This is a genomic window from Paenibacillus sp. LHD-117 (assembly GCF_030929555.1).
Taxonomy (GTDB): Bacteria; Bacillota; Bacilli; order Paenibacillales; family Paenibacillaceae; genus Pristimantibacillus.
The window spans coordinates 114,845-139,940 of record NZ_JAVFVT010000002.1 but is presented as its reverse complement, the minus strand read 5'-3'; the positions used below and the strand labels follow the sequence as shown (position 1 = coordinate 139,940).

At 53.1% G+C, this 25,096-nt stretch carries 20 protein-coding genes and 1 pseudogene; 16 read left to right on the top strand and 5 right to left on the bottom strand.

All coding sequences use genetic code 11. From position 1 onward, the window contains the following. Positions 1-28 precede the first annotated feature (28 nt). The 3 genes from RB620_RS01670 to RB620_RS01660 all read right to left on the bottom strand — a co-directional run bounded on the left by RB620_RS01670 (position 29) and on the right by RB620_RS01660 (position 2,836). Entirely contained in the window at positions 29-1,951 is a 1,923-nt protein-coding gene (locus RB620_RS01670) for a glycosyl hydrolase family 18 protein (protein WP_308091768.1), read from the bottom strand. Between the two features lie 166 nt (positions 1,952-2,117). Then, a complete protein-coding gene (locus tag RB620_RS01665; RefSeq protein WP_374121350.1) occupies positions 2,118-2,408 on the bottom strand; it encodes a YxcD family protein in 291 nt (96 codons plus the stop codon). Continuing rightward, entirely contained in the window at positions 2,408-2,836 is a 429-nt protein-coding gene (locus tag RB620_RS01660; RefSeq protein ID WP_308091766.1) for a hypothetical protein, read from the bottom strand. The genes RB620_RS01665 and RB620_RS01660 overlap by 1 nt, the downstream gene beginning before the upstream one ends. Before the next feature lie 124 nt (positions 2,837-2,960). On the opposite strand from RB620_RS01660, the gene RB620_RS01655 reads away from it, so the two are divergent. Next, complete coding sequence (locus RB620_RS01655) at positions 2,961-3,494, top strand: DUF309 domain-containing protein (RefSeq protein WP_308091765.1); 534 nt, start codon at positions 2,961-2,963, stop codon at positions 3,492-3,494. Between the two features lie 430 nt (positions 3,495-3,924). Here RB620_RS01655 and RB620_RS01650 read toward each other — a convergent pair whose 3' ends face one another. Next, the gene (locus tag RB620_RS01650) at positions 3,925-4,479 is read right to left on the bottom strand and encodes a helix-turn-helix domain-containing protein (RefSeq protein WP_308091764.1); all 555 of its coding nucleotides are present in this window, start codon (positions 4,477-4,479) and stop codon (positions 3,925-3,927) included. A gap of 459 nt (positions 4,480-4,938) precedes the next feature. Between RB620_RS01650 and tdh the strand changes: the two genes are divergently transcribed. From tdh to RB620_RS01610, 8 genes and pseudogenes are all read left to right on the top strand, one after another. After that, entirely contained in the window at positions 4,939-5,985 is a 1,047-nt protein-coding gene (gene tdh, locus RB620_RS01645; protein WP_308091763.1) for an L-threonine 3-dehydrogenase, read from the top strand. Positions 5,986-6,007: 22 nt separating this feature from the next. Further along, positions 6,008-7,183: a glycine C-acetyltransferase gene (locus RB620_RS01640; protein WP_308091762.1), complete on the top strand. Its 1,176-nt coding sequence runs from the start codon at positions 6,008-6,010 to the stop codon at positions 7,181-7,183. Positions 7,184-7,221: 38 nt separating this feature from the next. Further along, positions 7,222-7,401: pseudogene (locus tag RB620_RS01635) on the top strand (L-serine ammonia-lyase, iron-sulfur-dependent, subunit alpha); the annotation flags it as partial. 110 nt (positions 7,402-7,511) lie between these two features. Further along, positions 7,512-9,818 carry a helix-turn-helix domain-containing protein gene (locus RB620_RS01630; protein ID WP_308091761.1) on the top strand — a complete coding sequence of 769 codons (2,307 nt, stop codon included), beginning with the start codon at positions 7,512-7,514 and terminating at the stop codon, positions 9,816-9,818. Positions 9,819-10,168: 350 nt separating this feature from the next. After that, positions 10,169-10,978, top strand: a complete 810-nt coding sequence (locus RB620_RS01625) for an ABC transporter permease (RefSeq protein ID WP_374121349.1) — start codon at positions 10,169-10,171, stop codon at positions 10,976-10,978. Between the two features lie 24 nt (positions 10,979-11,002). Beyond that, positions 11,003-11,902: a carbohydrate ABC transporter permease gene (locus RB620_RS01620; RefSeq protein ID WP_308091759.1), complete on the top strand. Its 900-nt coding sequence runs from the start codon at positions 11,003-11,005 to the stop codon at positions 11,900-11,902. 95 nt (positions 11,903-11,997) lie between these two features. Then, a complete protein-coding gene (locus RB620_RS01615; protein WP_308091758.1) occupies positions 11,998-13,659 on the top strand; it encodes an ABC transporter substrate-binding protein in 1,662 nt (553 codons plus the stop codon). 82 nt (positions 13,660-13,741) lie between these two features. Further along, positions 13,742-16,036: a glycoside hydrolase family 95 protein gene (locus RB620_RS01610; protein WP_308091757.1), complete on the top strand. Its 2,295-nt coding sequence runs from the start codon at positions 13,742-13,744 to the stop codon at positions 16,034-16,036. A 39-nt stretch (positions 16,037-16,075) separates the two neighbouring features. Here the strand turns inward: RB620_RS01610 and RB620_RS01605 are convergent, their stop codons facing one another. Further along, positions 16,076-16,411: an iron-sulfur cluster biosynthesis family protein gene (locus RB620_RS01605; protein ID WP_308091756.1), complete on the bottom strand. Its 336-nt coding sequence runs from the start codon at positions 16,409-16,411 to the stop codon at positions 16,076-16,078. Between the two features lie 149 nt (positions 16,412-16,560). Here RB620_RS01605 and RB620_RS01600 point away from each other — a divergent pair, with 149 nt between their 5' ends. From RB620_RS01600 to RB620_RS01570, 7 genes are all read left to right on the top strand, one after another. After that, entirely contained in the window at positions 16,561-18,075 is a 1,515-nt protein-coding gene (locus RB620_RS01600; RefSeq protein ID WP_308091755.1) for a carboxypeptidase M32, read from the top strand. A gap of 144 nt (positions 18,076-18,219) precedes the next feature. After that, on the top strand, positions 18,220-19,230 hold the full coding sequence (locus RB620_RS01595; protein WP_308091754.1) for an ABC transporter substrate-binding protein: 1,011 nt from the start codon (positions 18,220-18,222) through the stop codon (positions 19,228-19,230). Between the two features lie 41 nt (positions 19,231-19,271). Beyond that, positions 19,272-20,057: an ABC transporter ATP-binding protein gene (locus RB620_RS01590; RefSeq protein ID WP_308091753.1), complete on the top strand. Its 786-nt coding sequence runs from the start codon at positions 19,272-19,274 to the stop codon at positions 20,055-20,057. 109 nt (positions 20,058-20,166) lie between these two features. Further along, positions 20,167-20,964 (top strand): ABC transporter permease, encoded by a 798-nt coding sequence (locus RB620_RS01585; RefSeq protein WP_308091929.1) that lies wholly within the window; start codon positions 20,167-20,169, stop codon positions 20,962-20,964. A gap of 48 nt (positions 20,965-21,012) precedes the next feature. Then, positions 21,013-21,984 carry an aromatic acid exporter family protein gene (locus tag RB620_RS01580; protein ID WP_308091752.1) on the top strand — a complete coding sequence of 324 codons (972 nt, stop codon included), beginning with the start codon at positions 21,013-21,015 and terminating at the stop codon, positions 21,982-21,984. Positions 21,985-22,629: 645 nt separating this feature from the next. After that, positions 22,630-23,199 carry an outer spore coat protein CotE gene (locus RB620_RS01575; protein WP_308091751.1) on the top strand — a complete coding sequence of 190 codons (570 nt, stop codon included), beginning with the start codon at positions 22,630-22,632 and terminating at the stop codon, positions 23,197-23,199. Between the two features lie 312 nt (positions 23,200-23,511). Then, positions 23,512-24,843: a putative amidoligase domain-containing protein gene (locus tag RB620_RS01570; RefSeq protein WP_308091750.1), complete on the top strand. Its 1,332-nt coding sequence runs from the start codon at positions 23,512-23,514 to the stop codon at positions 24,841-24,843. Positions 24,844-25,096: the final 253 nt, after the last annotated feature.

The following is a 25,096-nucleotide window of genomic DNA, read 5'->3' as shown; positions in this document are numbered from 1 at the left end:
GGCAAGGGGGTCTCTTTGTCATTGGCTTTTATCTCGCTTGAAGCATTTTCGTCCACAGCTCGGCATCCTCGTAACCCAGCCTCCAAGCGGCTACGCCGGCAAGATCATATTTTTTGGCGATCGCCATTCTCGCGAGAACGGTGTTATGCGTTTCGGCCCAGAACACATGCGTGTAACCGTCTTTCTTGTACGCATATTTGTTCTGTCCGGATTCCGGATCGTAGACGGCTGCCGCTTTGGTGTCGGCAATCAGCTTCGGCAAATCCTTCATCAGAATCGCGCGGTTATCGACCAGTTTGCCGGCCGAATCGATGCGCCACTCCCGGACGTAGAACGGAATGCCAAGCATCAGCTTGTTTCTAGGCACGCCGTAGTCGAGAAACTGCTTCACACCGTCCTCCGTCCACTTCAGTCCGGCGACGGAGCCTGGCTCCGTGCTGCCCTTCCAGTGTTCGTCGTACGCCATGATCATGATCATGTCCACGATTCCGGCGAGCGCCGCGTGGTCGTACGCGGTCAGATGGTTCCAGCTCGCGTCGCCGCGCGGTAGGTCGATCGAAACTTTAAGACCTTTGGCATGAGCCGCGTCCGTCAGCTTCTTGACGAACGATGTGTAGAGCGCACGGTCGGCGCCCGCCACTTCTTCGAAGTCGAGGTTCACGCCGTAGACGCCTAGCGCGGACAATCGGCCGACGAGCGCACCGATAAACTTGGACTGCGCGTTCGCGTTACGCAGAAACTCCGATGTCATTTTGCGGTTGAAGCCGTTATGGACTAGCGGCGTCACTTGAATGCCGCGTTCCTCCAAGGTCTTCACGACGGAAGTGTCGGACATGTCGCTCAGCGTACCGTCCGCGGCCGTAAGCTCGAACCACGTCGGCGAATCGAAAGTCAGCCCTTGCGTATTCGAGACATGGCTCATGATTGTCGATGTGGCGCTGCTGCCGTTCCAGCCAAGGAACTGAAGCGTTTTCGCGTTGCTCCATAACACGCGGCCTTCGAGGGTGCGGACGGAGCTGTTCGCGTAATGTTTCGCGTAATACAAGGCGGAGCTTAACGCGTGGTAAGCCTTGATTTTCTTATCGCCTTGATAGACTTCGAGGTAAGGCATACTCGACCACAATACCGCGCCTTGATGGATGACTTCGGCATTGGCTAACGTTTTGGCCAGATTGACGGCGCCTTTTAGCCCGATAAAAGCTTTTACAGGTTTGCCGCTTTGCCGTACCTCGTATGTAGGCACGTTTGAATGCACGGTTTTGCCGGTGGCGACGTTCACGATCTCGCTATTCGGATAAGCTTCGGATGCGTGAATCGCGTTTCGCAGGAAGGAATAGGTTTTGACGCCATCGATCGGCACTCCGTCCTGAACGATCTCATACACCGCTGCGGCAGAGCTTTGCGCGTTCACTTGCGCTTCTGTCAAGTTATCCCACACCCACTTGCCCGAGGCGAGATCGATGACATGCACGTTGCCCCACTTCTTGGCTTCTTTCTTTGCCTCTTCCAAGGTGCGGAACGTCCAATTCGGCAGCGTATTGTCGCCTTGATAGAGTCTGAAGTTCGGATACGAATCGTACAGCCAGCCCACGTTCTGGAGATCCCGTACGCTAGCGTTTTTTAACGTCTTGGCATAGGCCAAAGCCTGATTGTACGTCGCGAACTCCATCTTGGCATTGGATCTTCCGCTCTGATACACCTTGTAGCGCGGGAAGTTATCCCAGATCCACTTCCGGTCCGAGATTTGTTCGACATGGCTGTAGCTGTAATGGTCGGCATAATAGACAGCTTGCGCTTCCGTCGCGAATTCCTTGAGCGCCTTATCGTTCTGATATACCCGGTACTTGGTCATCTTGCTGGCCGCAGCCGCGTCGACGGACGGGCTTGCCGGAGCCAGGAACGTCTGCACCGCCATCAGCATCGCCGCGAGCAGGCTAAGTTTTTTCCACATAAGCGAATCTATCACTCTCCCCTCAGAATCTATTCATTAGACGCAAGGAAGAGGCAGGAGTTGCTCTATTTCCGCTATGTAAAAAGTGGAAGAGGTTGAACTCGGAAAAAAATCCAAAAAAAACATCCCTCAGCCCGAAGGCGGAGGGAGGTTCGAAGTGATTAGGTTAGTCGGCAATATCCGCGAAAAACTCGCCGGCGTCCTCGTCCAGACCAAGACGGATATCGGAACGGAAGGCGCGTTTGTTGTATTGCGAGTACATATATTGTTCGATGGCTTCGAGCAGGTTCGCTTCCATCAGGTATTGGCTTCTGCCTTGCACCCACATCTCCGCGGTATATCCGTATTCTTCTTCCCATGACAGCTGCACTTCCACGTCGCTCGGCTGTACGCCGCGGCGCTGCGCGGTGTGCAAGCAAACCGCGTTTATGATTTCTTCCGTAAAGATTCTCACGATTAATAAGGTCTCCGCGGATTCGCGTCATTGTTATTTTTTTTGCTCTTTAGATAGACGAACGCCACGCGGATCAGCATAATAATCGCGAAGATCGCGAGCAGGTTAATCATCAATCCGAAAATTTCGCCGAATGCGCCCATGCTGCCGAACAAGCCGCCGAACAGCATGCCTGCCAGACCGCCGATCATCAGGCCTTTCATCAAGCTGCTTCCGCCGAACAATCCGCCTTTGTTTGCGGTGCCGGTCGTTGCGCCGGATTTGGTTGTGCCCGGATTCGACTGGGTGACATTGTCGGATTTCTTAGGCGTTTGCGTGAAGCTTTGCTTCGGCGATTTGAAACCGCCTCGTTTCGCCGCGTCGGCAACTTGTCCGAAACCGAGCGTGAAGAACAGCGTTAACGCGATCATGACTAGCAATCCCTTTTTCATCTCTTTTTTCTTCTCCTTCTGCATTTCCCTGCGCGTAGATTGATATCATCATAAAATACGGGTACGATGAACGAAGGTTTCAACTTTTTTTTACTTTTTTTCGGAACACAGAAGGGAGTCGGCCATGCGTCCTTATCCTGAACCTTATATTGCCTATTTGGTAGAATTTCATGCAACAAGGGATTATTTTGAATGCCATGAGCTGTTAGAGGAGTATTGGAAAGACCATCTTGACGACGGTCTTGCCGATCTTTGGGTCGGTCTTATTCAATTGGCCGTAGGTCAATACCATGAGCGGAGAGGCAATCGCCGGGGAGCCGGCCGCATGTATGCCGAGAGCCTGAAACGGCTGTCGTCGGTCGATTGGAGCGGGACGGGGCTGCGACAAGACGATCTGTTGAAACAGCTTCGGATCAGGCTTGCGGCGGTGAATGAAGAAGGGGAGTCGCCTTACCGGGATATGCGCTTCATAATAGAGGACGATGAACTGATGCGGATATGCGAAGTCGAATGCCAGAAGCTTGGCGTCGTATGGGGAGCCGCGAGTCCCATGGATAACGATGCAGTCATCCACCGTCACAAGCTGCGCGACCGCTCTGTTGTGATAGCCGCGAGGGCGGCAGCTTTGGCCGAGAAGCGGGCGGGGCGGGAGAAGTAGCCCCGGTAAGGAAGCGGCGCGGGAGCGGGTGCTGTGCGTGAAATGTATTTGACAGTCGATGCTTCATTAAGCAAAGGGCAGAATAGTTTACCCTTTTCGTTGAATTATATACTGTTCGTCCTCTTTATATCTACTTATCTTTGAACGGGACAGTTTAGTTCAACGTTTTCAAAGAATGAAATGTCAAAAAATAATTTTCGACGGAGGTATGTGGTGCTGCTCTTCCTGGCCGCTCTGTTCTAATCTATTCATATTGCAGCAGCTGAGAGCCTTTATGCTTAAATCATTCAGTATCGGCTTACTGTTCGCTATAAGGTTGCGAATATCGCCCTATTGTAACAAACCGGCGCATGGCTGTCGCCACTCACCGGGAATGTTGACAAAAAACAGCCTTGAAGCTGCGCATAACGCGACTTCGAGGCTGTTTTTCTCATCCCGGATATTGGATAAGCGTCGTATACGTGATGACTTCATCCGATTTATTGTGGTACGAATGGGGCTGGTCGGCCGAAAAATGGATCGCGTTGCCGACTTTGACGCTGTACACATCCCCGTTGATCATAATATGAAGCTTACCGCTTGTGACGATAATATATTCTTCTACCCCTTCATTATGCGGGTCGGACGTATGGCTGCATCCGGGATCCATATGTACGGAATAGATTTCGAAGCCTTTACGCTGGTCGTAAGGAAACATCGGATATACGCGGTAATGACCTTCCTGCTCCAGAAACGGCTCCAGCTTATCCGCTTCAATGACCGAAATTTTCGGCTCGTCCTCTTCGATGAGCGAAGTAAACGAGATGCGCAGTCCGTTTACGATTTTCCACAATACTGAGATCGTTGGATTAGAATCGCCGCGTTCGATCTGCCCCAGCATGGCTTTGCTGACACCGGTCAGCTCGGCGACTTGATCCAAGCTTAATCCGCGGGCCTTGCGGATGGACTGCAAGTTTTTGCCCACTTTCTTATGAATGTGCTCCATTGCTCCTCCTTAGTTCAAGCTCTCCTACCTTCATTATACCGAATGGAATGCTGACTGTGAATCAATGACTCCCACTTAACTATCGTTTGAAGTGGGAGCTTGTAACTACCCGATCGTGTTAGCGTCTTTAGTGACTCCGATCTCTTAGCGCTTAGAAGAACGTGGTGACATGGTTTGATGTAGCGCCACCACTTGACTTTCCGTCGGTTTAATTTTGATCTTCGCCGTGATGGTTACGATCATAAGCGGGAGTATTCAGTCCGATTGTGATGAAATGAGGTGTACAATAAGACGCATTTTTGTATAATATAGTATACACCTTTCCAAAAGGAGACTTTCGCATCCTGTTCGTTCGAAAAGAGACCACAAGAAGAAAAATACGAATGAACTGTACATTATAACATACATATGTATAATATAACGTATAACATTATTTTCTTTATGAGGGTGGTCTTTCTTATGGGACAAGAAACGATGTTAGGACTTGTGAAATCCAAACGGGGACCGGGTGCCGAATACCTTGAAGTTCCTGTGCCGGCTATTCAGCCGCATGAGGTGCTCGTTCGCGTGAAAGCGACTTCGATCTGTGGAACCGATGTCCATATTTACAATTGGGACGCTTGGGCTGAAACCGCTGTCATTACTCCTAACGTATTCGGTCATGAGTTTTCCGGTATTGTCGAAGCTATAGGAGAAGATGTTAAGAACGTCGAGGTAGGCGACCATATCTCAGGCGAAGGCCACATCGTTTGCGGGTTCTGCCGCGCATGTCGGACAGGGAACGCGCATGTATGTCCAAATACGCGCAGCTTCGGCATTTCCGCTCCGGGCTGCTTCGCCGAATACGCCGTATTGCCGGCGAGCAACGTCATTCACAACCATCCGGATATGCCATTCGAGCTCGCTTGTCTTCAGGATCCGCTTGGCAACGCCATTCAGACGGTGCTCTCTGGCGACATCGTCGGCAAATCGGTTGCCGTCATCGGAACCGGAGCGATCGGCCTCATGGCGATTGCAGTTGCCAAGGCATGCGGATCGGGGAAAATTATAGCCGTAGACATTAATCCGTACCGGCTGGATAAGGCGAAGCAAATGGGTGCCGATGTCATTGTGAACAGCGCGGAGACGCCGATGGTTGAAGCGATTCGCTCCCATACGCAAGGAGAAGGCGTCGAAGTTGTGCTGGAGATGTCGGGCCACCCTGCCGCGATACGGGACGGCTTCGAGGCAGCAGCCCAAGCGGCTCGGGTTTCGCTGCTGGGCATTCCGAGTCAAGATGTCTCTTTGGACCTTGCCCGTCATATCATCTTCAAGAGCATTCGGGTTGAAGGGATTACCGGACGCCGCATGTATCAGACCTGGTACCAGCTGAAGGGGCTGCTTGATTCCGGAAGATTAAACTTGGACGGATTGGTTACGCACAAATTTACTTTGGATCGTTACGAAGAAGCATTCGAGCTGATGAAATCGGGTCGATGCGGCAAAATTGTATTTATACATGAATAATCGCGAAGAGAGGGATCACAGCATGGCGAATTTCGATCACTTGGCTGCCGAGCTTGAGCAGTTGAAGGCGGATGGAAGATACCGTCCACTTACGGTGTGGGACAGCGGTTCCGATATATGGATGGAACTAAACGGCCGCAAAGTGCTTCAGCTGTCGTCGAACAACTATTTGGGCCTCACGAACCATCCCGATTTGAAGCAAGCGGCGATTGAAGCGATCGAAACCTACGGCGTAGGAAGCGGCTCGGTCCGTACGATCACCGGCACGCTGCGCATTCACGACGAATTGGAGCGGGAGCTTGCCGAATTCAAAGGCACGGAAGCGACGCTTGTATTCCAATCGGGCTTTACGACGAATCAGGGAATATTGGGTACGATTCTTGGGCCGGAAGACGTCGTGATTAGCGACGAATTGAATCATGCCAGCATTATCGATGGAATCCGCCTGACGAAGGGGAACCGCAAAATATATGCGCACAAGGATCTCGACCAGCTGGAGCAGCGCCTGAAGGAGAACGGCTCATTCCGCTCCCGAGTCGTCGTAACGGACGGCGTATTCAGCATGGACGGAGACATAGCGCCGCTGCCGCAAATTGTAGAGCTGGCCGAAAATTATGACGCCATCGTCTACGTGGATGACGCGCACGCAAGCGGCGTACTGGGTCGCAATGGCAAAGGCTCCACCGACCACTTCAATCTGCACGGCCGCGTCCATATCCAAGTCGGCACTTTGTCCAAGGCAATAGGCGCAGTCGGGGGATACATGGCAGGCTCCCAAGTGTTGAAGGATGCGCTTATTCATAAAGCGCGATCGTTTCTGTTCAGCACGTCGCAGCCGCCGGCCGTTGCCGCGACCTGCCTAGCGGCCATTCGCGTGCTGAAGAACAGTCCGGAGCTGACGGAGAGACTCTGGAGCAACACAAATTATTTCCGCGACAAGCTGCATAAGCTCGGCTTCGATACCGGCTCAAGCGAGACGCCGATCATCCCGATCATCGTCGGTACGCCTGCCCGCACAATGCAATTTTCCGACAAGCTGCTGGAAGAAGACATCTTCGCGCAGGGGATCGTCTATCCGACGGTTGCTATGGACAAAGGACGGGTACGTCTCATTGTGACGGCGAATCATAGCCAGGACGATCTTGATTTTGCTCTCGATCGGCTTGAGCGCGTCGGCAGACATTTTGCGTTGATCTAAATTGGCATTCGCCGAGGCAGATGGGCAACTCGTTCATCGGCGCGCCTGAACAAGCGGCGCATGCCGTAGGACTTGCGCTCAAAAATACGCTCGGCCTCATATGCGACCCGGTTGGCGGACTTGTCGAGGTTCCGTGTATCGTCCGCAACGGCTTCGGGGCCGTTACGGAGCTCGCGGCGGCGGATATGGCGATGACCGGCGTACGCAGCATCATTCCTGTAAAAAATAGTTTCAGAATCATAATAAAGCGTTGCGCGCGCAACGCTTTTTATGCTATATATATTGAATTATAAAGATAAGCAAGCGCTTTCAAGTGGAGGAGGATGCTATGAAGAGGAAATGGCCAAACATGTCGCCGTTATTCCGGAAATTTATGATCTCCTATATTATCGTGCTGATGATTCCCCTGATTGCGGGGTATATGTCCTACAGAACCTCCATCGACGTCGCGCAATCCATCTCTATTGAAAACAGCTTGATGACGCTGGGTCAGAGCAAACAAATATTGGAACGAAACCTGGCCGAGGTCGAAGGTTTCACGAAGCAGCTTGCCATTAATCAAGATCTTAGACGTCTGATTACCGAACAAAGAAACGGGGAGCGCTATAATGTATACGGCTTATGGGAATCGGCTGGGGATGTAGGCAGCTACAGCCAGACAAATGATTTCCTGTCCAATTTTTATATCTATCTCCGAAATTTTAATGTGATCATTACGCCAAAGTCGGTTTATTTTCGCCCGGAACACTTCTATGAACTGAATCATTATGAAGGAATGACCTTCAAGCAGTGGGAAGAGACGATTCTGCATAACAATCACTTGAACGAAATTATCCCCGAGCGGAGGTACATTCACAAAAACCAAGAGTCGAACGTTCTTACGTTTTTACAGTCCTTGCCCTTGAACAGCTTTGATCAACCTATGGCTACGATCGGTGTCATCATTGATTCGAAGAAGATGGGGAGTTTTCTGGACAGCATTTCCAAGCAATATGGCGGTTGGGCTTTTATTCGCGATAACAAGGGCAATACGCTGATATCTCAAGGCATCGATGAAGCCCACATAGCGGAGCTGTCGAACGTTCCTTCAGGGGAATACGGCGATACGAGTCGGATGCAAAGCGGAACGCTGCTGATCTCCATACGCTCCGATCGGAACGGATGGGTGTATACCGCGGGCATTCCTAAGAAGGCTTTGATGGAAAAAGCCGACAGAATCAAGGAGGTAACGGGCATATTCGCCGCCTCCGCTTCATTGCTCGGCCTATTGATCGGACTGGCTCTAGCTTACCGCGACAGCACGCCGGTCCATCGATTGCTGAGCGTGCTCAGGGAGCAATTCGGTATGGAAACGGGAAAAGGGCGAAACGAATACGATTTCTTCACGGGGAGCATCTCGAGTTTAGTCGTCAGCAACAAACAACTGCAGACGGAATTAATCGATCAGCTGCCTATGCTGCGCGACGCTTTCATCAAAAGACTGCTTGTCGGTGAAATTCATTCCGCACGCGAGATTGAAGCCACATCTTCCCATACCGGCATTGCATGGAAGGGCGAATGCGGATATGTGGGTATTCTGAATATTAACGGTTATAGCGATCTGGACAACGAGGAAATCATTCATGAGCTCAGCGTGGCGCGGCTTGTGATGAGGCAAGCCCTTCTCCGAATGGAGCCGGAGTTGCTTGTCACCGATTGGGGAACCGACAAAATCGCCTTTCTGCACATGCAGGATCGCAAGCCAAGGATCGAGCAGGGAACCGAAATCGAAACCGGGCTGATTCGGCTTATTGAAAACGCGAACGTGCAGTCGCACCTTCCGGTCTTTGTCGGAATCGGCGCGCCATTCCAAGCGCTTCCCGAGATCAGCCGGTCGTTTGACGAGGCGCAGCAGGCCCTTGATAATGCCGTCTATACGGGAAAGATTGGCATGATCCGCTATGAGGATACGATCCGAGAAACCTCGATGTACTATTATCCCATCGACTCGGAGCAACGATTGTTGAACACATTGAAAGCTGGTGAAATGGAGGAAGGGAAACGGATCCTGTCCGAGCTTTTTGATCGCAATTTTGTCGATCGCGGACTTTCTTACGAAATGACGCAGCAGTTTATGACCGTATTAAAAGGCACGTTTCTTAAAATGATCGACCAAAAGGCGTTCCATGAAGCACCGCTTGCCGAATCGGTTAGAAAACAAATCGTGCAGATGCAGCCAACAGATGGCGTTCCTCAGCTTCAAGAGAAATTCCAAGCTATGGTGGAAGCGATTTGCGCTATGATTGCCAAGAAGAAATCCGATCTTGATCATGAAATCGTTCGAGCGGTGACACGATTCTTGGAGACGGAATACAAGGATCCCGATCTCACGTTACATCGCATTGCGGATACGATCGGGCAGCCGGAGAAATATATGTCCCAACTGTTCAAGGAGCACACAGGGGAGAACCTGTTTGATTACCTCGAACGCATTCGCATCGCTAAAGCGTCCAACTTGCTCCTCGAGAACCGGCTTACCATCGATGAAATCACCGTACACGTAGGATATAACAGTGCACATTCTTTCAGGCGAGCGTTCAAACGAGTGAAAGGTGTATCGCCAAGGGTGTTCCGTAATACTGAAAATATATCGTAGACCCCTCTTCGGACGGGTCTTTTTTTTGTAAACAGCAAAGAAAACCCCGCCATTACAACGTTATTGCATAGGCGTTCCCGCATTGTACGGTCCGTACCTAAGTGTTCCTTTACGGAGAGAAGCGAATTTTCTAATATAGGCAACAAGAAAGCGATTTCATTACAAGAGGGAATTTTCGGGGGTGGTTCTTTTTGGAGACGGCAGTGAATCGAAAACAACAAGTTTCGAAGACCGCGGGAAAAGCGTCTAATCCATTGGAGTTGGCAAAGAAGAGCGCAAGAAGGCATTGGCAGCTATATCTGTTGGTCATTCCGCCTATTCTTTATTTTTTGATTTTTAAATACGCGCCGATGGCGAACGCGGTCCTTGCGTTCAAAGACTACAACGTCATTAAGGGGATATGGGGCAGTCCATGGGCCGGAACGAAATACTTTGAATTGTTTTTCCGCAACCCGGCATTCGTCACCTTGATCAAAAATACGTTATACATTTCCTTGTATCAGCTTGCGGTCGGTTTTCCGATTCCGATCTTGCTCGCCTTGGCGTTGAATGAAGTTAGGAGCATGAGGTTCAAACGAACCGTTCAGCTCTTCACCTATGCGCCGTTTTTTATTTCCACCGTCGTCATGGTATCCATCATTATGCTGTTTCTTGCTCCGCGGCTCGGAATCATGAACACGATCTTAGGCGTTTTCGGCATGGATGCGGTTAATTTTTTGGGCGATGCAAGATGGTTCCGATCCGTGTACGTGTTCTCCGATATATGGCAGACAGCAGGGTATTCGGCGATCATTTATTTGGCGGCGCTCGCAGGTGTGGATCCCTCCCTGTATGAAGCCGCGAAAGTCGACGGAGCCTCGCGTCTCCAGAAAATTATGAACGTCGACCTTCCCGGTCTGATGCCGGCAGCCGTTATTATATTGATACTAAGCGTCGGCAATATAATGGCGATCGGATTCGAGAAGATGTATCTGCTGCAAAACCCGCTCAATCTGTCGACGTCCGAGATTATTTCCACTTACGTGTACAAGATTGGTTTGTTGAACGCCAACTACAGCTTTGCAACTGCCGTTGGATTGTTTAATTCGGTTATCAATTTGGTTCTATTAATTATTGTGAACGCGCTTGCAAAACGTGCATCCAGCACCAGTCTGTGGTAACGGAAGACGGGAGGAGAGAAGTCTATGATCGAAACGAAGAATAGAAGGATCAGGGAGTCGCTCGGGGATCGGATCTTTCTTGGTTTGACGTACCTGTTTTTAATAACGATTTTATTAGTGGTATTATATCCGCTCGTATACATTGCGAGCTCTTCCTTCAGCAGCCCAGAGGCTGTATCGGCCGGGAAAGTATGGTTATGGCCGGTAGACATCACGCTAGATGGTTACAAGACCGTGTTCCAGAACGATCAGGTGCTGCTCGGCTACGCGAATTCTCTGTTTTATATGGTCTGCGGCACGCTGATCAGCGTCGCGCTCACTATCATGGTCGCCTATCCGATGTCGAAGAAAACATTCTACGGCCGCAGTCCGGTCATGATCTTCATTACGTTTACGATGCTCTTCTCCGGCGGCTTGATTCCAACCTACCTGATTGTGAAGTCATTAGGCATGATCGATACAAGATGGGCGTTGCTCATTCCGAATGCGATTTGGGTCTGGCAGGTCATCATCGCTCGCACCTTCTTCCAAACCTCGATACCTGAAGAGTTAGGGGAGGCCGCCGAAATCGACGGCTGCAGCGATTGGCGCTTTATATTTAGCGTCGTGATTCCGCTTGCCAAGCCGATTATTGCCGTACTCGCCCTTATGTATGCCGTCGGGCAGTGGAATGCTTATTTCGATGCGCTGATTTACTTGAAGACGCAAGCCATCTATCCGCTGCAGCTGGTTTTGCGAAGCATATTAATTCTGGGCAATGCGGCAGGCACCGTTGACGCCAGTGAAATGGTAAGAAGACAACAGTTGGCGGAATTGATGAAGTATTCTTTAATTGTTGTCGCAAGCCTGCCGGTGCTGATCATCTACCCTTTCGTGCAGCGATTTTTTGTACAAGGCATGCTGATCGGTTCGGTGAAAGGGTAAGCGGAGCTTTCAAAGGGGGGATTTATATGTAAGTGTGAAACGACGCATTGAAGGCTGGGGGTTGAACAAGGATAATAAAATAAGGAGGGGTTATTTTGAAAAAACCGTGGACCTTTATTGTCGCATGCGTGCTTATGCTCAGTTTGATCTTGGCGGGTTGTTCCAAGGGAGGAAACAGCACCGAGGGCACAGGAGGCGATAACACCGGCGGTGAAACGCCATCCGGCCCTGTCACGATTTCCGTATTTGCGCAGCAGAGCACCGACACAGACTTGGCAACCAACAAATTCTCGAAATTGCTGGAAGAGAAATTTAATATTCAGTTCAAGTGGACGACCGTTCCGTTCGACGGCGCAGCCGAGAAGAGACAAATCTCTTTAGCCAGCGGCGACTATCCGGATCTGTATTTGCTTATTCCTTGGGTGGACCGGTTCTCTCAAACCGATCTGTTGAAGTTCGGCCAACAAGGAGTTATCGTTCCGCTGAACGATCTCATTGACCAGTACGCGCCGAACATTAAGGCAACGCTGGAGAACAACGAATATTACAAGGCAATGAATACCGCGCCGGATGGCAAGATCTACGGGCTGACAGGCCTAAACGAATGTTTCCACTGCTCCTACCCGAACAAGATGTGGATGAATACGAAATGGCTGAAGCAATTAGGTCTTGAAGAGCCGACAACGCTCGATGAATTTAAAAACGTATTGACGGCGTTCAAGACGCAAGATCCGAACGGCAACGGGAAGGCGGACGAAGTGCCGCTCAGCGGCTCCACCGAGCCTTACGGCGTGCACATCATTCCTTTCTTAATGAACTCCTTTATCTATAATGACGACCGGACCTATCTGTTCATGAAAGACGGGAAAGTGGATATGGCCGCCAATAAGCCGGAATGGAAGGAAGGCCTTGCTTATGTGAAGTCCTTGTTCGATGACGGGCTGATCGATCCGGGCGCATTCACGCAGAACGCCGAGGCTTTCAAAAAAATCGGCGACAACGCCGATGCTCAGCTGCTCGGCGCCGGCGCCGGCATGCACCCTGCCATATTCGTCAACACGGCCGTGGAAGGTCCTTATGGAAAAGATTATAACGCCATCGCTCCGCTGAAAGGGCCGCATGCGACCTACTCGACATATAATTACCCGATTGACCCGGGCGCGACGTTCGTCCTGACGAATAAGGCGAGCAAAGACGTTCAAATTGCGGCCATTAAGATGCTGGACTATCTCTATACGGAAGAGGGCGCGCTTGGCGGCATTTACGGGGAGAAGGACGTAGATTGGCGGGACGCGAAGGAAGGGGACATCGCTCTCGACGACAGCTTGGACGCGCTGTTCGCCACTATACCTGGGGAGCCGGGGGCCGAGCCGCGCAATAGCAGCTGGAGCGCGATGGCACAGTATAACCAGCACAAGGAATTGCGCGCAAGACAGACGCAAGGCACCGATATCTATGGTAGCGACGGCTTTGAGCGTCGTCTTCAAGAAGCCACTTACTTGTATGAAGGGCAAGAGCCTGATGCCGTCTTCCCTCATTGGGCGCTTTGGATCGATCCCGCACGAGCGGACGAAGCCAGCATGATGCAGACGAACATCAAAGATTTCATTGACCAGAATGCTTTGCAATTCGTGACGGGTTCCAAGAGCTTAGAGAAGGATTGGGATGCGTATGTACAGGGGCTTGAAGCTTTGAATCTGAAAGGTTATCTGGAAATTATGCAGAACGCTTACGATTCCTCCACGATTTCGAAGTAAACCCGCCGTACAAGCGTCTCTATTAGCTATAGAGACGCTTGTACTTCATCATTATAAGCTGACATGGGGATAGGTGATGTAATTGACGAATGATAAATTATGGTATCAAACGCCGGCTCAAGAGTGGGTTCAAGCTCTTCCTCTCGGCAACGGGCATATGGGTGCAATGGCATACGGAGGAAAGGATGGGTTGTTTGATCTTTCGGAAGTAACCTGTTGGTCCGGCGCGCCTCAGGAGAAGTATTTGAATGACGATGCGGCCGCACTCATGCGCGAAGCAAGATTGGCCCTATTAGCCGGCGACATTACGAAGGCAGAGTTACTGATGGAGGGTTGTAACGGTCTGAAACAAAATTACGGCAGCCAGGTTCCATTTGGTCGACTATGGGTGGGTGTGTCACGAGAACCGCATGGGCAGCGGAGGGAACTGGATCTGCGAACAGGTATGGCAAGGGATGATCTGTTCTATGACGATTTGGCAATTGTTCGCGAAAGTATAATCTCCAATCCCGACAAGGTAATGATGGTTAGAATGTCGGCGAAGGGCTCCCTTATGCCTGATGTGCGTGTCTGGATGGAAGGTTGGAGTCAACCCTCTAATACGACTCGTCAGGGATCTCTCTTGTTGGTGAGGGGAAGAGCTCTGGAGAACATTCACAGTGACGGTTTGCATGGTGTTTCCTATTATGGACGATTGCAGCTGGTGACAGATGGCCAGATAGAGTCGTCAAAGCAGGGAGTCTTGGTTAAGAATGCCACAGAAATGGTAGCTTATCTGACGATCATGACGGACATGTTTACAGACGACATGAAGGGGAGATGTGCTGAGCGGGCTCAATCGGCAGTAAATAAGGGCTGGGATAAGCTGCTGCAGGCTCACACGAACGAGCACGTTCAGTGGATGGATCGTTGTATGCTCAACCTGCCAGCAAGCGAAGCCTCTAAATTGCCGACTGATTTGCGGTTGAAAAAGTATAAGGAAGACAAGTCTGACTATGCTTTGGTTGCATTGTTCTTCCAATACGGACGATATCTGTTGTTAGGCTCGTCAAGGCCTGATTCTTTATTGCCTGCCGCCTTACAGGGAGCGTGGAACGATAATAGGGCATGTCGAATGGAATGGACGGATGACATGCATCTCGACATCAATACCCAGATGAATTACTTTCCAGCGGAAACGACTGGACTTGGGGATTGCGTACTGCCGCTCTTTACTTGGATGGAACAGGCGTTAGTTCCACAGGGCACCCGGATTGCGAGGGAGCTGTATGAGTGTGAAGGCTGGGTTGCACACACCGTATCCAACGCGTATGGCTGGGCAGCTCCAGGGTGGGGGGGCTGCAGCTGGGGATTCCATGTAAGTGGCGGCGCTTGGGTGGCCACTCATTTGTGGGAGCATTATCTCTATACTGGGGACGATAAGTTCCTTCAGCGTGCGTATCCAATTTTACGAGGAGCTGCGCAGTTTCTGCACAATATTCTATTGCCTCATCCTGAGACGGGAGAGCTTCTCGTAACGCCTTCTTATTCTCCGGAAAATAAGTATGCTATTCGAGGGGAAGAGCACCACATTAGTGCAGGGGCTGCGGTCGACACCATACTCGCGAGGCAGATTTTTAATATTGTTATTGAAGCCGACAGGTTATTGAATAGAGAGGATGCATTGATCCGGGATTTAAAGGAATCTTTGGAGAAGCTGCCACCCTTGCGTATCGGAAAACATGGTCAACTGATGGAGTGGTATGAGGACTTTGACGAACCCCTTCCCGATCATCGGCACACGAGCCACCTTCTGTCCCTATATCCTTTCGGCGTGATAAACCCGGACGATACCCCTGAGCTTGCGCAAGCTGCAGCCGTTTCCGTCAAAAGGCGTCTTGGCGAAAATGCAACCGACATTGTTTTTGCTAACTGGGCAGGTGCTCTATTAGTTCTATATAGTGCGCGCTTGCTAGAAGGTGAGGCTGCAGAACGTTTTCTTGACTCTATGATGTCTATCCTGAGTCGAGACAATATGATGATTACACACGATGGCCCCACTTCGTCCCTAACGGGAGGCATCTACGAGTTGGACGGAAATACCGGCCTTACCTCAGGTGTGGTAGAAATGCTTCTGCAAAGCTATCGCAATGAATTGCATATTTTGCCTTCGATTCCTTCATCCTGGTCTGAAGGAAGCTTCCAAGGATTAATGGGTCAAGGGGGGCATCGGGTTTCTGTTGATTGGGAATGTCATTCGCCTACTTCCATAACAATCGAGGCGGGCTGTGACGGGGAAATTCAATTGCGATATAAAAATTCCGTCGTAAGTTTCCCTTATCGGAAGAACGAGTCTCGTCGTTTTCGTTATGAGCAGGAGCAGTTAGTACTTAATTAAAGGACATGATTTCGCGATTCTTCCCACCATAATGCCTCGCTAAAATTGCTGATTGCGCAGGCCGATGAAACGAAGATGCGTCGTGTAGATCTGGTTGTCGCTGCGTAGGCTGAAGCTGCCAGCTGTTTCGTTATAATCGATTTTGAGCGGCTCATCGTAAAAAACCTCGTGACGAGGCTCGTAATAAAATGAAAACGGCTCTCCTTTGGCTTCGCGGTCCAAGGCGGACGGGGCGGACACGAGCTGGAGAGCGGGAACGCCGCTCATGACGCAGCCGCAGCCTTCGGTGTCGTGAAGAAGCTTCAGCTTGGAGGCGCCATCCTCCAGGTAAGGGGACAGCTTCCGAACGGCGGAAGGCGTAAACGTAATAAACATGAATGTTTTCTCCTTTCCAAAGATGCGCTTGTTGCAGCAGCCGACCTTGCAGGTTTAAGATGATTATAAGGAGATCGTTCTCCGATGACAAGCTTATCCCGAACCTTGGGGATGAGAGACAAAACCATTCGGAAAGGCGGTTGTCCGCGATGACGGAACAAAATAACGGAACGTTAGGCAAGTTCAGAGAAAGAATACATAAGATTGCGAGCTACAACGAAGCGCTTGGCTTACTCTACTGGGATCTGAGGACGGGGGCTCCGCGCAAAGGAATGGATACGAGATCCGAAGCGATCGGGTCGTTGTCCGGCGATATGTTCAAGCTGTCGACCGCGCCGGAGCTGGGCGAATGGCTGTCCGAGCTCGAACAGAGCGGCGTTAACGAAGGGCTGTCCGAGATCGACCGTCGGCTCGTGACCGAGACGCGCAAGGAATACGACCGCAGCGTGAAGATCCCGCCAAAGCTATACCAGGAATACGTCGTGCTAGCGGCGCAGTCGGAATCGAAGTGGGAGCAAGCGAAAGGCGAGAACGACTACGCGGGTTTCCAGCCGTATCTGGAGAAGGTGATCGCCTACACGAACCAATTCATAGATCTGTGGGGCGCGAAGGAAACGCGTTACGATACGCTGCTGGACCAATACGAGCCCGGCATGACGGTGAAGCAGCTGGACGCATTGTTTGGCGGGCTGCGCTCGGAGCTGGTGACGCTGTCGTCGGCGATCGCGGCATCGCCGCATCAGCCGGACGCCTCGTTCCTGAAGCAAACGTACAACAAGGCTGCGCAGAAGGAGTTCAGCCTGTACATTCTCGAGCAGATGGGGTACGACTTCGAAGCCGGGCGATTGGACGAAAGCGCGCATCCGTTCGCGACGGGACTGAATCCGGGTGATGTTAGGATTACAACAAGATACCTCGAGGACGACGTAACGAGCGCCTTGTTCGGAACGATCCACGAGGGCGGCCATGCGCTATACGAGCAAAACATCAGCGCGGATCTGATCGGCACGACGCTGTGCACCGGCACTTCCATGGGCATCCATGAGTCGCAATCCCGCTTCTGGGAAAATGTCATCGGCCGCAGCCGTCCGTTCTGGGAACGGTATTTCGGCGAGCTGCAGAAGCGGTTCCCCGGGCAGCTTGACGTACCGGTCGATCAGTTTTATCGCGGCAACAATATCGTTACGCCTTCCCTGATCCGGATCGAGGCCGATGAGCTTACTTACAATCTTCATATCATTATCCGTTACGAGATGGAGAAGCTCATCTTCAACGGCGGCGCGAAAGCGGCGGATCTCCCGGAGCTATGGAACGAGAAATACCGGGAGTACCTCGGCGTCGTGCCGACCTCCTATGCAGACGGCGTCATGCAGGACGTACATTGGTCGGGTGGCGCGTTCGGTTATTTCCCTTCGTATTCGCTTGGCAACATGTACGCCGCGCAACTCGCGAGCGCGATGGAGCGGGAGATGGAAGACATGTGGACCATGGTCGGCGCGGGCGATTTGCATCCGATCAAGGATTGGCTGAAGGAAAGAATCTACCAATACGGAAAGCTGCGTACCCCGTCCGAGCTGATTCAAGCCGTCACGGGCAAGCCGCTGGATCCGCAATATCTCGTGAACTATTTGACGAAGAAGTATACCGATATTTATAAGCTGTAAGAGAAAGTAAGATGGATCATTAACCGCAGGCGCGCCTATTGGAGCGCCTGCGGTTTTTTTGCGCCATGCCGACTTTCACCGTCTGGGCGGATGCCGCATAGGCTGTTATACATCACAATTGCCTTTTGGCGGGAGGAATGAAGCATGAAGAGGCGTACTTTAGCGTCCCTATTAATGGTAGCGGCGCTTATCGCGACGGCCGCGCTGGCAGGCTGCGGCAAGGAATCGGCGGATAAGAAGCTGATCCGGATCGGCGAAGTGACAAGGTCGCTGTTCTACGCGCCGCAATACGTGGCGATCGAAAAAGGATTTTTTGAGGAAGAAGGGTTGGATATCGAGCTGACAACAACGCCGGGCGGGGACAAAACGATGACCGCGTTGCTCTCGAACGTCATTGACGTCGCGTTGGTAGGCTCCGAGACATCCATTTATGTGTATCAGCAAGGAACGGACGACCCGATTATTAACTTCGCCCAGCTGACGCAGACGGACGGAACGTTCCTCGTCGCGCGCGAGAAGATCGAAAACTTCGACTGGAGCTCGCTCAAAGGAACCACATTCCTCGGCCAGCGAAAAGGTGGAATGCCGCAAATGGCCGGCGAGTTCGCGATGAAGAAACACGGCATCGATCCGCATGCCGACATGGAAATGATCCAGAACGTCGATTTCGCCAATATCGCGCCGGCGTTCTCTTCGGGAACGGGCGATTACGTGCAGTTATTCGAACCGACGGCATCGATCTTCGAGAAGGAAGGCAAAGGGTACGTCGTCGCTTCCTTCGGTACTGAGAGCGGACATTTGCCTTACACCGTGTTCATGACGAAAAACAGCTTTATCGACAAAAACGAAAAACACGTCCAGTCGTTCACGAATGCCTTGTACAAGGCGCAGAAATGGGTCGAGGAGAACGATGCGGCCGCAATCGCGGACGTCGTGAAGCCGTATTTCGAGAACGTCGATCTCGATATCCTCGTCAACTCAATCGACCGATACAAGCAGCAAGGTTCGTTTGCGTCCGATCCGATCGTGGATGAGGCGGAATGGAACAACTTGCTTGACGTCATCACGACGGCAGGAGAGCTGGAGCAGCGTACCGAGCATGGCACGCTCGTCAATACGAGCTTTGCAGAGAAAGCGATTGAAACGGTTAAGTAAACGGGTGCCGGACGGCCATTCCGGCCAAGGAGGCGATGAGGATGGGCGCAACCGTGCTGTCGCTGCAAGGGCTCTCGCATGTATACGTCAATGATAAGGGAGCTTCGCTAGCGCTCGAGGCGATTGATTTGACCGTTTCGAAAGGGGAATTCATCAGCCTTGTCGGCCCGAGCGGCTGCGGCAAGACGACGCTGCTCAGCCTGCTCGCGGGTTTGTTCCCTCCGACGGTCGGTACGGTAACCGTGAATGGCCGTGCCGTAACGGGACCGACGCCCGCCGTCGGCTACATGCTGCAGCAGGATTACCTGTTCCCATGGCGGACGATTCGGGATAACGCGGCGATCGGGCTGGAGATTGGCGGGCAACGCACGAAGGCGTCCATGCAGAAGGTCGAGCATTGGCTCAGCGAGCTTGGCCTCGAAGGCTACGGCGGAAGATATCCCCATGAGCTGTCTGGCGGCATGCGCCAACGCGTCGCCCTTGCTCGCACTCTCGTAACCGAGCCTGATGTGCTGCTGCTCGACGAACCGTTCTCGGCGCTGGATCTTCATATTAAGCTGCAGCTCGAAGAACTCGTGCAGTCGACGCTGGAGAGGCTCGGCAAGACGGCGGTGCTCGTGACGCATGATCTCGCGGAGGCTGCGGCCATGAGCGACCGCGTCATCGTGCTTGGCCGCAATCCGGGCCATATCCGGCGCGAGGTCGCCATCCCGACTGCCATTCGGGAGGCGGATCCGATGACGGCACGCAAACTGCCTGCATTCCAAGCCGTATTCGAGGAGCTGTGGGCGGAGCTGGACGCCGTGGACGGGAAGGGAGATGCCTGACATGGATAAGGAGCCTGCTCGGAGCAATCGGCAAGCTGCGACGGATCGAGCTGGCGCAGCGCTTGGCGATGTCCGCTTATCGGGCGTGAAGGAAGACCGCCGCGCATTGATGGACGGATTGTATTCCGCTTACAAGCGCAAGGCGAGACGGCTAAGTGGCACGGTCGGAATAACACAAATCCTATTGTTGCTGCTGTTTCTAGGCTTATGGGAGATGGCCGGCAGGAACAAGTGGATCGATCCGCTTTTGTTTAGTTATCCTACGAAAATAGTGAAGTTAATCAGCGGCATGATCGTAGACGGAAGCTTATGGCCGCATGTCGGAGCGACGGTATCGGAGACGATCGCCGGATTCGCGCTCGGAACGCTCGTTGGCACGACCATTGCAGCTCTGCTGTGGTGGTTTCCGTTCCTATCCCGCGTCTTCGATCCGTACTTGGTCGTTCTCAACAGCATGCCGAAGGTCGCGTTAGGTCCGATCTTTATCGTTGCGCTCGGTCCGGGCTTCCTCTCGATCGTCGCGGTTACCTTGTCGGTCACCGTCATCATTACGACGATCAACATTTATAACCGGTTCCGGGAAATCGACAGCGGCTATATTAAGGTCGTCCGCCTGTTCGGCGCTTCGCGGGCGCAACTGTTCCGCCTCGTCATCCTGCCCGGCTCGTTCCCTGTCATGATCGCGACGCTCAAAGTGAACGTAGGATTGGCATGGGTCGGGGTCATCGTCGGGGAATTTCTGGTGGCGAAGATGGGACTCGGCTATCAGATCATCTACGGCTTCCAGGTGTTCAACTTCACGCTCGTGTTATCGAGCTTGGTCGTGATCGGAATCGTAGCGACTGTCATGTATCAGCTCGTTGCCGCGCTGGAGAAGCGGTTGACGGAGGGCTGGCGGGAACGGTAGGATGGGAATGGAAACATGACCATTTTATCATTTTCGAGGGGCTTTCTTATGGGGATTCGCGTAATCAAAACAGCGGCCGCGGCAATCGCGGCCATCTACACGGCTTATTATTTGGGATTGGAGCCGCCGCTCTCGGCGGGAATTCTCGCCATACTCGGCGTCGAAGTGACGCGGATGAAAGGGCTTCAGAGCGCCTTCAGCCGGTTTCTCGCTTCGGTGCTGGGTCTTTTTTTCGCATCGTTTATTTTCACGGTGCTCGGCTTCCATTATTGGGTGCTCGCCATCTTCATCCTGGTGACGTTCCCCGTGCTAGCGCGCGTTCAATTGAAGGAAGGCATTCTGACGAGTTCCGTCATCGTGTTCCACTTATTCGATCATGGCAGGGTCGACGCAGCGATTCTGGGCAACGAGGTGATGCTTCTGCTCGTGGGCCTTGGCTGGGCGACGGTCATCAACCTGGTGTACATGCCGAAGGAAGAAGAAGAGCTGAACGCTAGACGGGCCGACGCGGAGGAGAACTTCAGCAGCATCTTCCGCGAGATGGCGCATACGCTGCGCGATCCGTCGCATGTATGGGACGGGGGCGAACTGCTCGTCGCCCATCGCTCGATCGAAGCCGGAACCCAGCTGGCCATCCGCTACCGGGAGAACCGCCTGTACTGGAACGACTCGCCGTATTGGCCGACGTACTTCGAGATGCGGCGCCAGCAGCTCGACACGATTCAGCAGATGCTCGCGGAGCTTGCGCTCGTCTACGAGAAGTGGCCGCAGGGCGAGCTGATCGCGGAGCTGCTGGACGGACTCGCAAGCGACGTGAAGGCGGACGTCTACGTGGGCGTCGCCGAACAGCGAGTATTCGAGCTGATGGCTTCGTTCCGGAGCATGGAGCTGCCGAAGACGAGGGACGAGTTCGAGATTCGCGCGGCGCTGCTGACGCTCCTTCATGAAGTAGATCGTTATTTGGTCATTGCGAAGCGGCTGAAGAAAAAACCGGAGACCGCGAAGGCTGGGACGGCTTAACAGGATTAGTCATATTTTTTCCGAGAAACGAAATAGGAAGATGAATACTCCCACCACTTATTTGAGCTAACGCTCCGATTGAAGCGGGGGTTTCTGATGTATCAATTTGACCGAAATCAAACTGCTTAACACCAGTGGAGCTGACACATTGACGGACTGGTTACCGTCCAGCCCCTCTATCCCATTGGAATTCCTTTGGGAATACGTTTGCGCTGGGAGGTAGATTCTTACGAATCTCAAGCGCATTGGTGGCTTGAACATTTTACGTAGCAGAGCCAAGTAGTACCTGCTACAACCGCATATGTTCAGTTATCAAAGAACATGTGTTCTCGTTCAAATCCTAACACATATTAATTTCCAAAGCCATTCATTTTTTTGGTTGATTCAGGGAGAGGCGATTCGCCTCACCTCTTATAGAAGAGGGAGTCCTCTCGGCTGGAACTGATAGAGTACATATTTGCCCGTGAAGTGGAATATAGATGAACCAAACAGATATTTAAGGTCGGCTAATCTCGTTTCCTGCGGGGATTGGCGCCTGGCAGGAGGCAGACAAAATAAATTTGTTTGTTTAGACTCGTTTAATCAACAAACGCCTACGAACTGCATACACTTTAATTGAATGATTGTATGGAGGAGGTTAATTGAATGACTATTGCAGATAAACAGCTACAGTGCAGAGAAATCATTACGAAAGCTGTCTGCGGCAAGGGTCGTAAGTTTTCCACTGTTACCCATACCGTTACACCGCCTCACCATCCGACCAGCATTCTGGGCGCATGGATTATCAACCATCAGTATGAAGCGGTTCGTTCGGGCGACGGTATTGAGGTTATCGGTACTTACGATATCAACATCTGGTATTCGTACAACAAAAACTCGCAAACTGAAGTAGCCAAAGAATCCGTACAATTCGTCGAAAATGTTCCTCTTTCGTATGTAGATCCTAAACATAGGGTTTCAACGGAGGAAGTATCCGCCGAAGTGCTTCAAGAGCCGAACTGCATCGAAGCGAACATCACGTCGAACGGAGCAGGCGTTTCGGTTCGCGTGGAGCGCGAGTTCGCGGTGGAGATGATCGCCGAGACGAAGGTTTGCGTAGCGGTAGTGCCAGGCGGTTGCAGCGACTTGGACGACAAGGATTTGGATTTCAGCCTCGGCGACGATGATGGCGACTTCGAGGATTTGGATTCCGATTTACTGGACGACGAGCTTTAGGATTTGCTCCGCGTGCGGCGCGGATAAGCCATTATATGCCGGTCATTCGGCAGATTCGAGGGCGCAAGCCCTCGTATTTTTTTTACCACATCCTCGAATTGCTCCGATAGGAGTTTTTCTCATTAAGAAGAAAGAGGCGGGTCGATGATGGCTGAAACTTGGGTGTGGGAGGAGTCGGACGAGCGTCCGAGACGAATCGAGCCGAGTGCTGGTGCCCACGCGGCACTTAACAGTCAGACTCCGGTCGATAAGGAGTATCGCGAGAGGGGACGATTGACGGCCGTATACGAGGTGGCGAGCGGGAACGGGGGATTGCGGAAAAAGCTGCTTCGATTGCCGCGGACCGGCGACGCCGTATTCGCTATGTCGCAGACACGACTTCTTGCTGAGCCCGATATTCGCGGCGCATGGCTGCTCAACGAAGGGGCTGGGACGGCGATGCGCCTGGGCGAGGAGGAGTGGAAAAGACGTCTCCGACGGTCGGGGCTCAGCGTTGCCGCGGCGCTGCCGGACGAGCGGGTTTTTCGCGTTTTTCTGTTTCACCTGTCGCCGCTGGGACTCGTCCGTCTGGACGCGCGCGGCGGGCCGATGGCAGGCACTCTGCTGAAGCCGCCATTGGCCGATAGCTTAGCCGCGCGGGAGCGCTGGCCGTCCGACTCGCCGATGAGAGCGGTCGTCCGCGCCGCGACGCGCGCGCTTTACGCGCTCCGCCTCGATGTCGGTGAGGCGGACGTCGCGCTGGGCTCTGACGGGCGGTTAGCCGTCAGAGCGGTTTGGCCGCGGCTGCGCGACGAGCGGCAGCAAGCGGAGGCGCTTGCGCGGTTCGCCGGTTGGCACGCGGCGAACGCGGTTATGGAGGATCGGCGCCTGCTCCTCGGCGCCGATCCGGAATATGCGCTGCTGATGCCGAGCGGCAAGGTCGCGCAGGCATCGCGGTATTTTGGCTTCGGCGTCGGCGGCGCCGCGGGCGCGGACGCCATGCTTGTCGGGCGGCGGCTGCTCTATCCCGTCGCCGAGCTGCGGCCTGAGCCGGCCGAGAGCCCGGCCGCGCTGGCCGCGAACGTGCGGCGGCTGCTCGCGCGCGCCGCCGCGAAGGTCGGCGACCCCACGCTGCGCTGGGTCGCCGGGGGCATGCCCGTGCCGGGGCTCGCGCTCGGCGGGCACATCCACGTCAGCGGAGCGGCGCTCACGAGCCGCTTGCTCCGCTTGCTCGACAGCTGCGCGGCATATCCGCTCGCGCTGGTGGAGGACCCCGCCGGGCGCGGCCGTCGTCCCCGGTACGGCGTACTCGGGGACTTCCGGCTGCAGCCGCATGGCGGGTTCGAGTACCGGACGCTGCCGAGCTGGCTCGTGTCGCCGGCAGCGGCCAAAGCCGCCTTCGCGCTCGCGCTGCTGTGCGCGCGCGAGGCGATGGCGATGCCTCGCGTTCCCGCTTCGCACGAGCGCTACGCGGAGGCGTATTACGCCGGCGACCGGACGGAGCTTGCCGGCTGTCTCGACGACGTCGCGTCGGCGATCGCCGCGACGGACAGCTACCGCGGCCTCGCCCCGTACATCGAGCCGCTCTTCGACGCCGCGCGCCGCGGCAAAACATGGGACGAGAGCGTCGACATTCGCGCAAAGTGGCGGATCCCCTTACGATAGGCGCACACGACTAATCGATTGGCTCTTACCTATTAGATCCGCCTCGCGTACCTAAATCCGCCAAATAGGCGCCTTGAGGTTTATTAGATCCGCCTCGCGTACCTAAATCCGCCAAATAGGCGTCTTGAGGTCAATTAGATCCGCCTCGCGTACCTACTTTCTCCAACCGGAGGGTCACGAGGTTTTTTGTTTTGTCCCGGGCATTTTAAATGAGCTAACTCCAGATAGCTGGCCGATTGCGATCTTTTTTTGC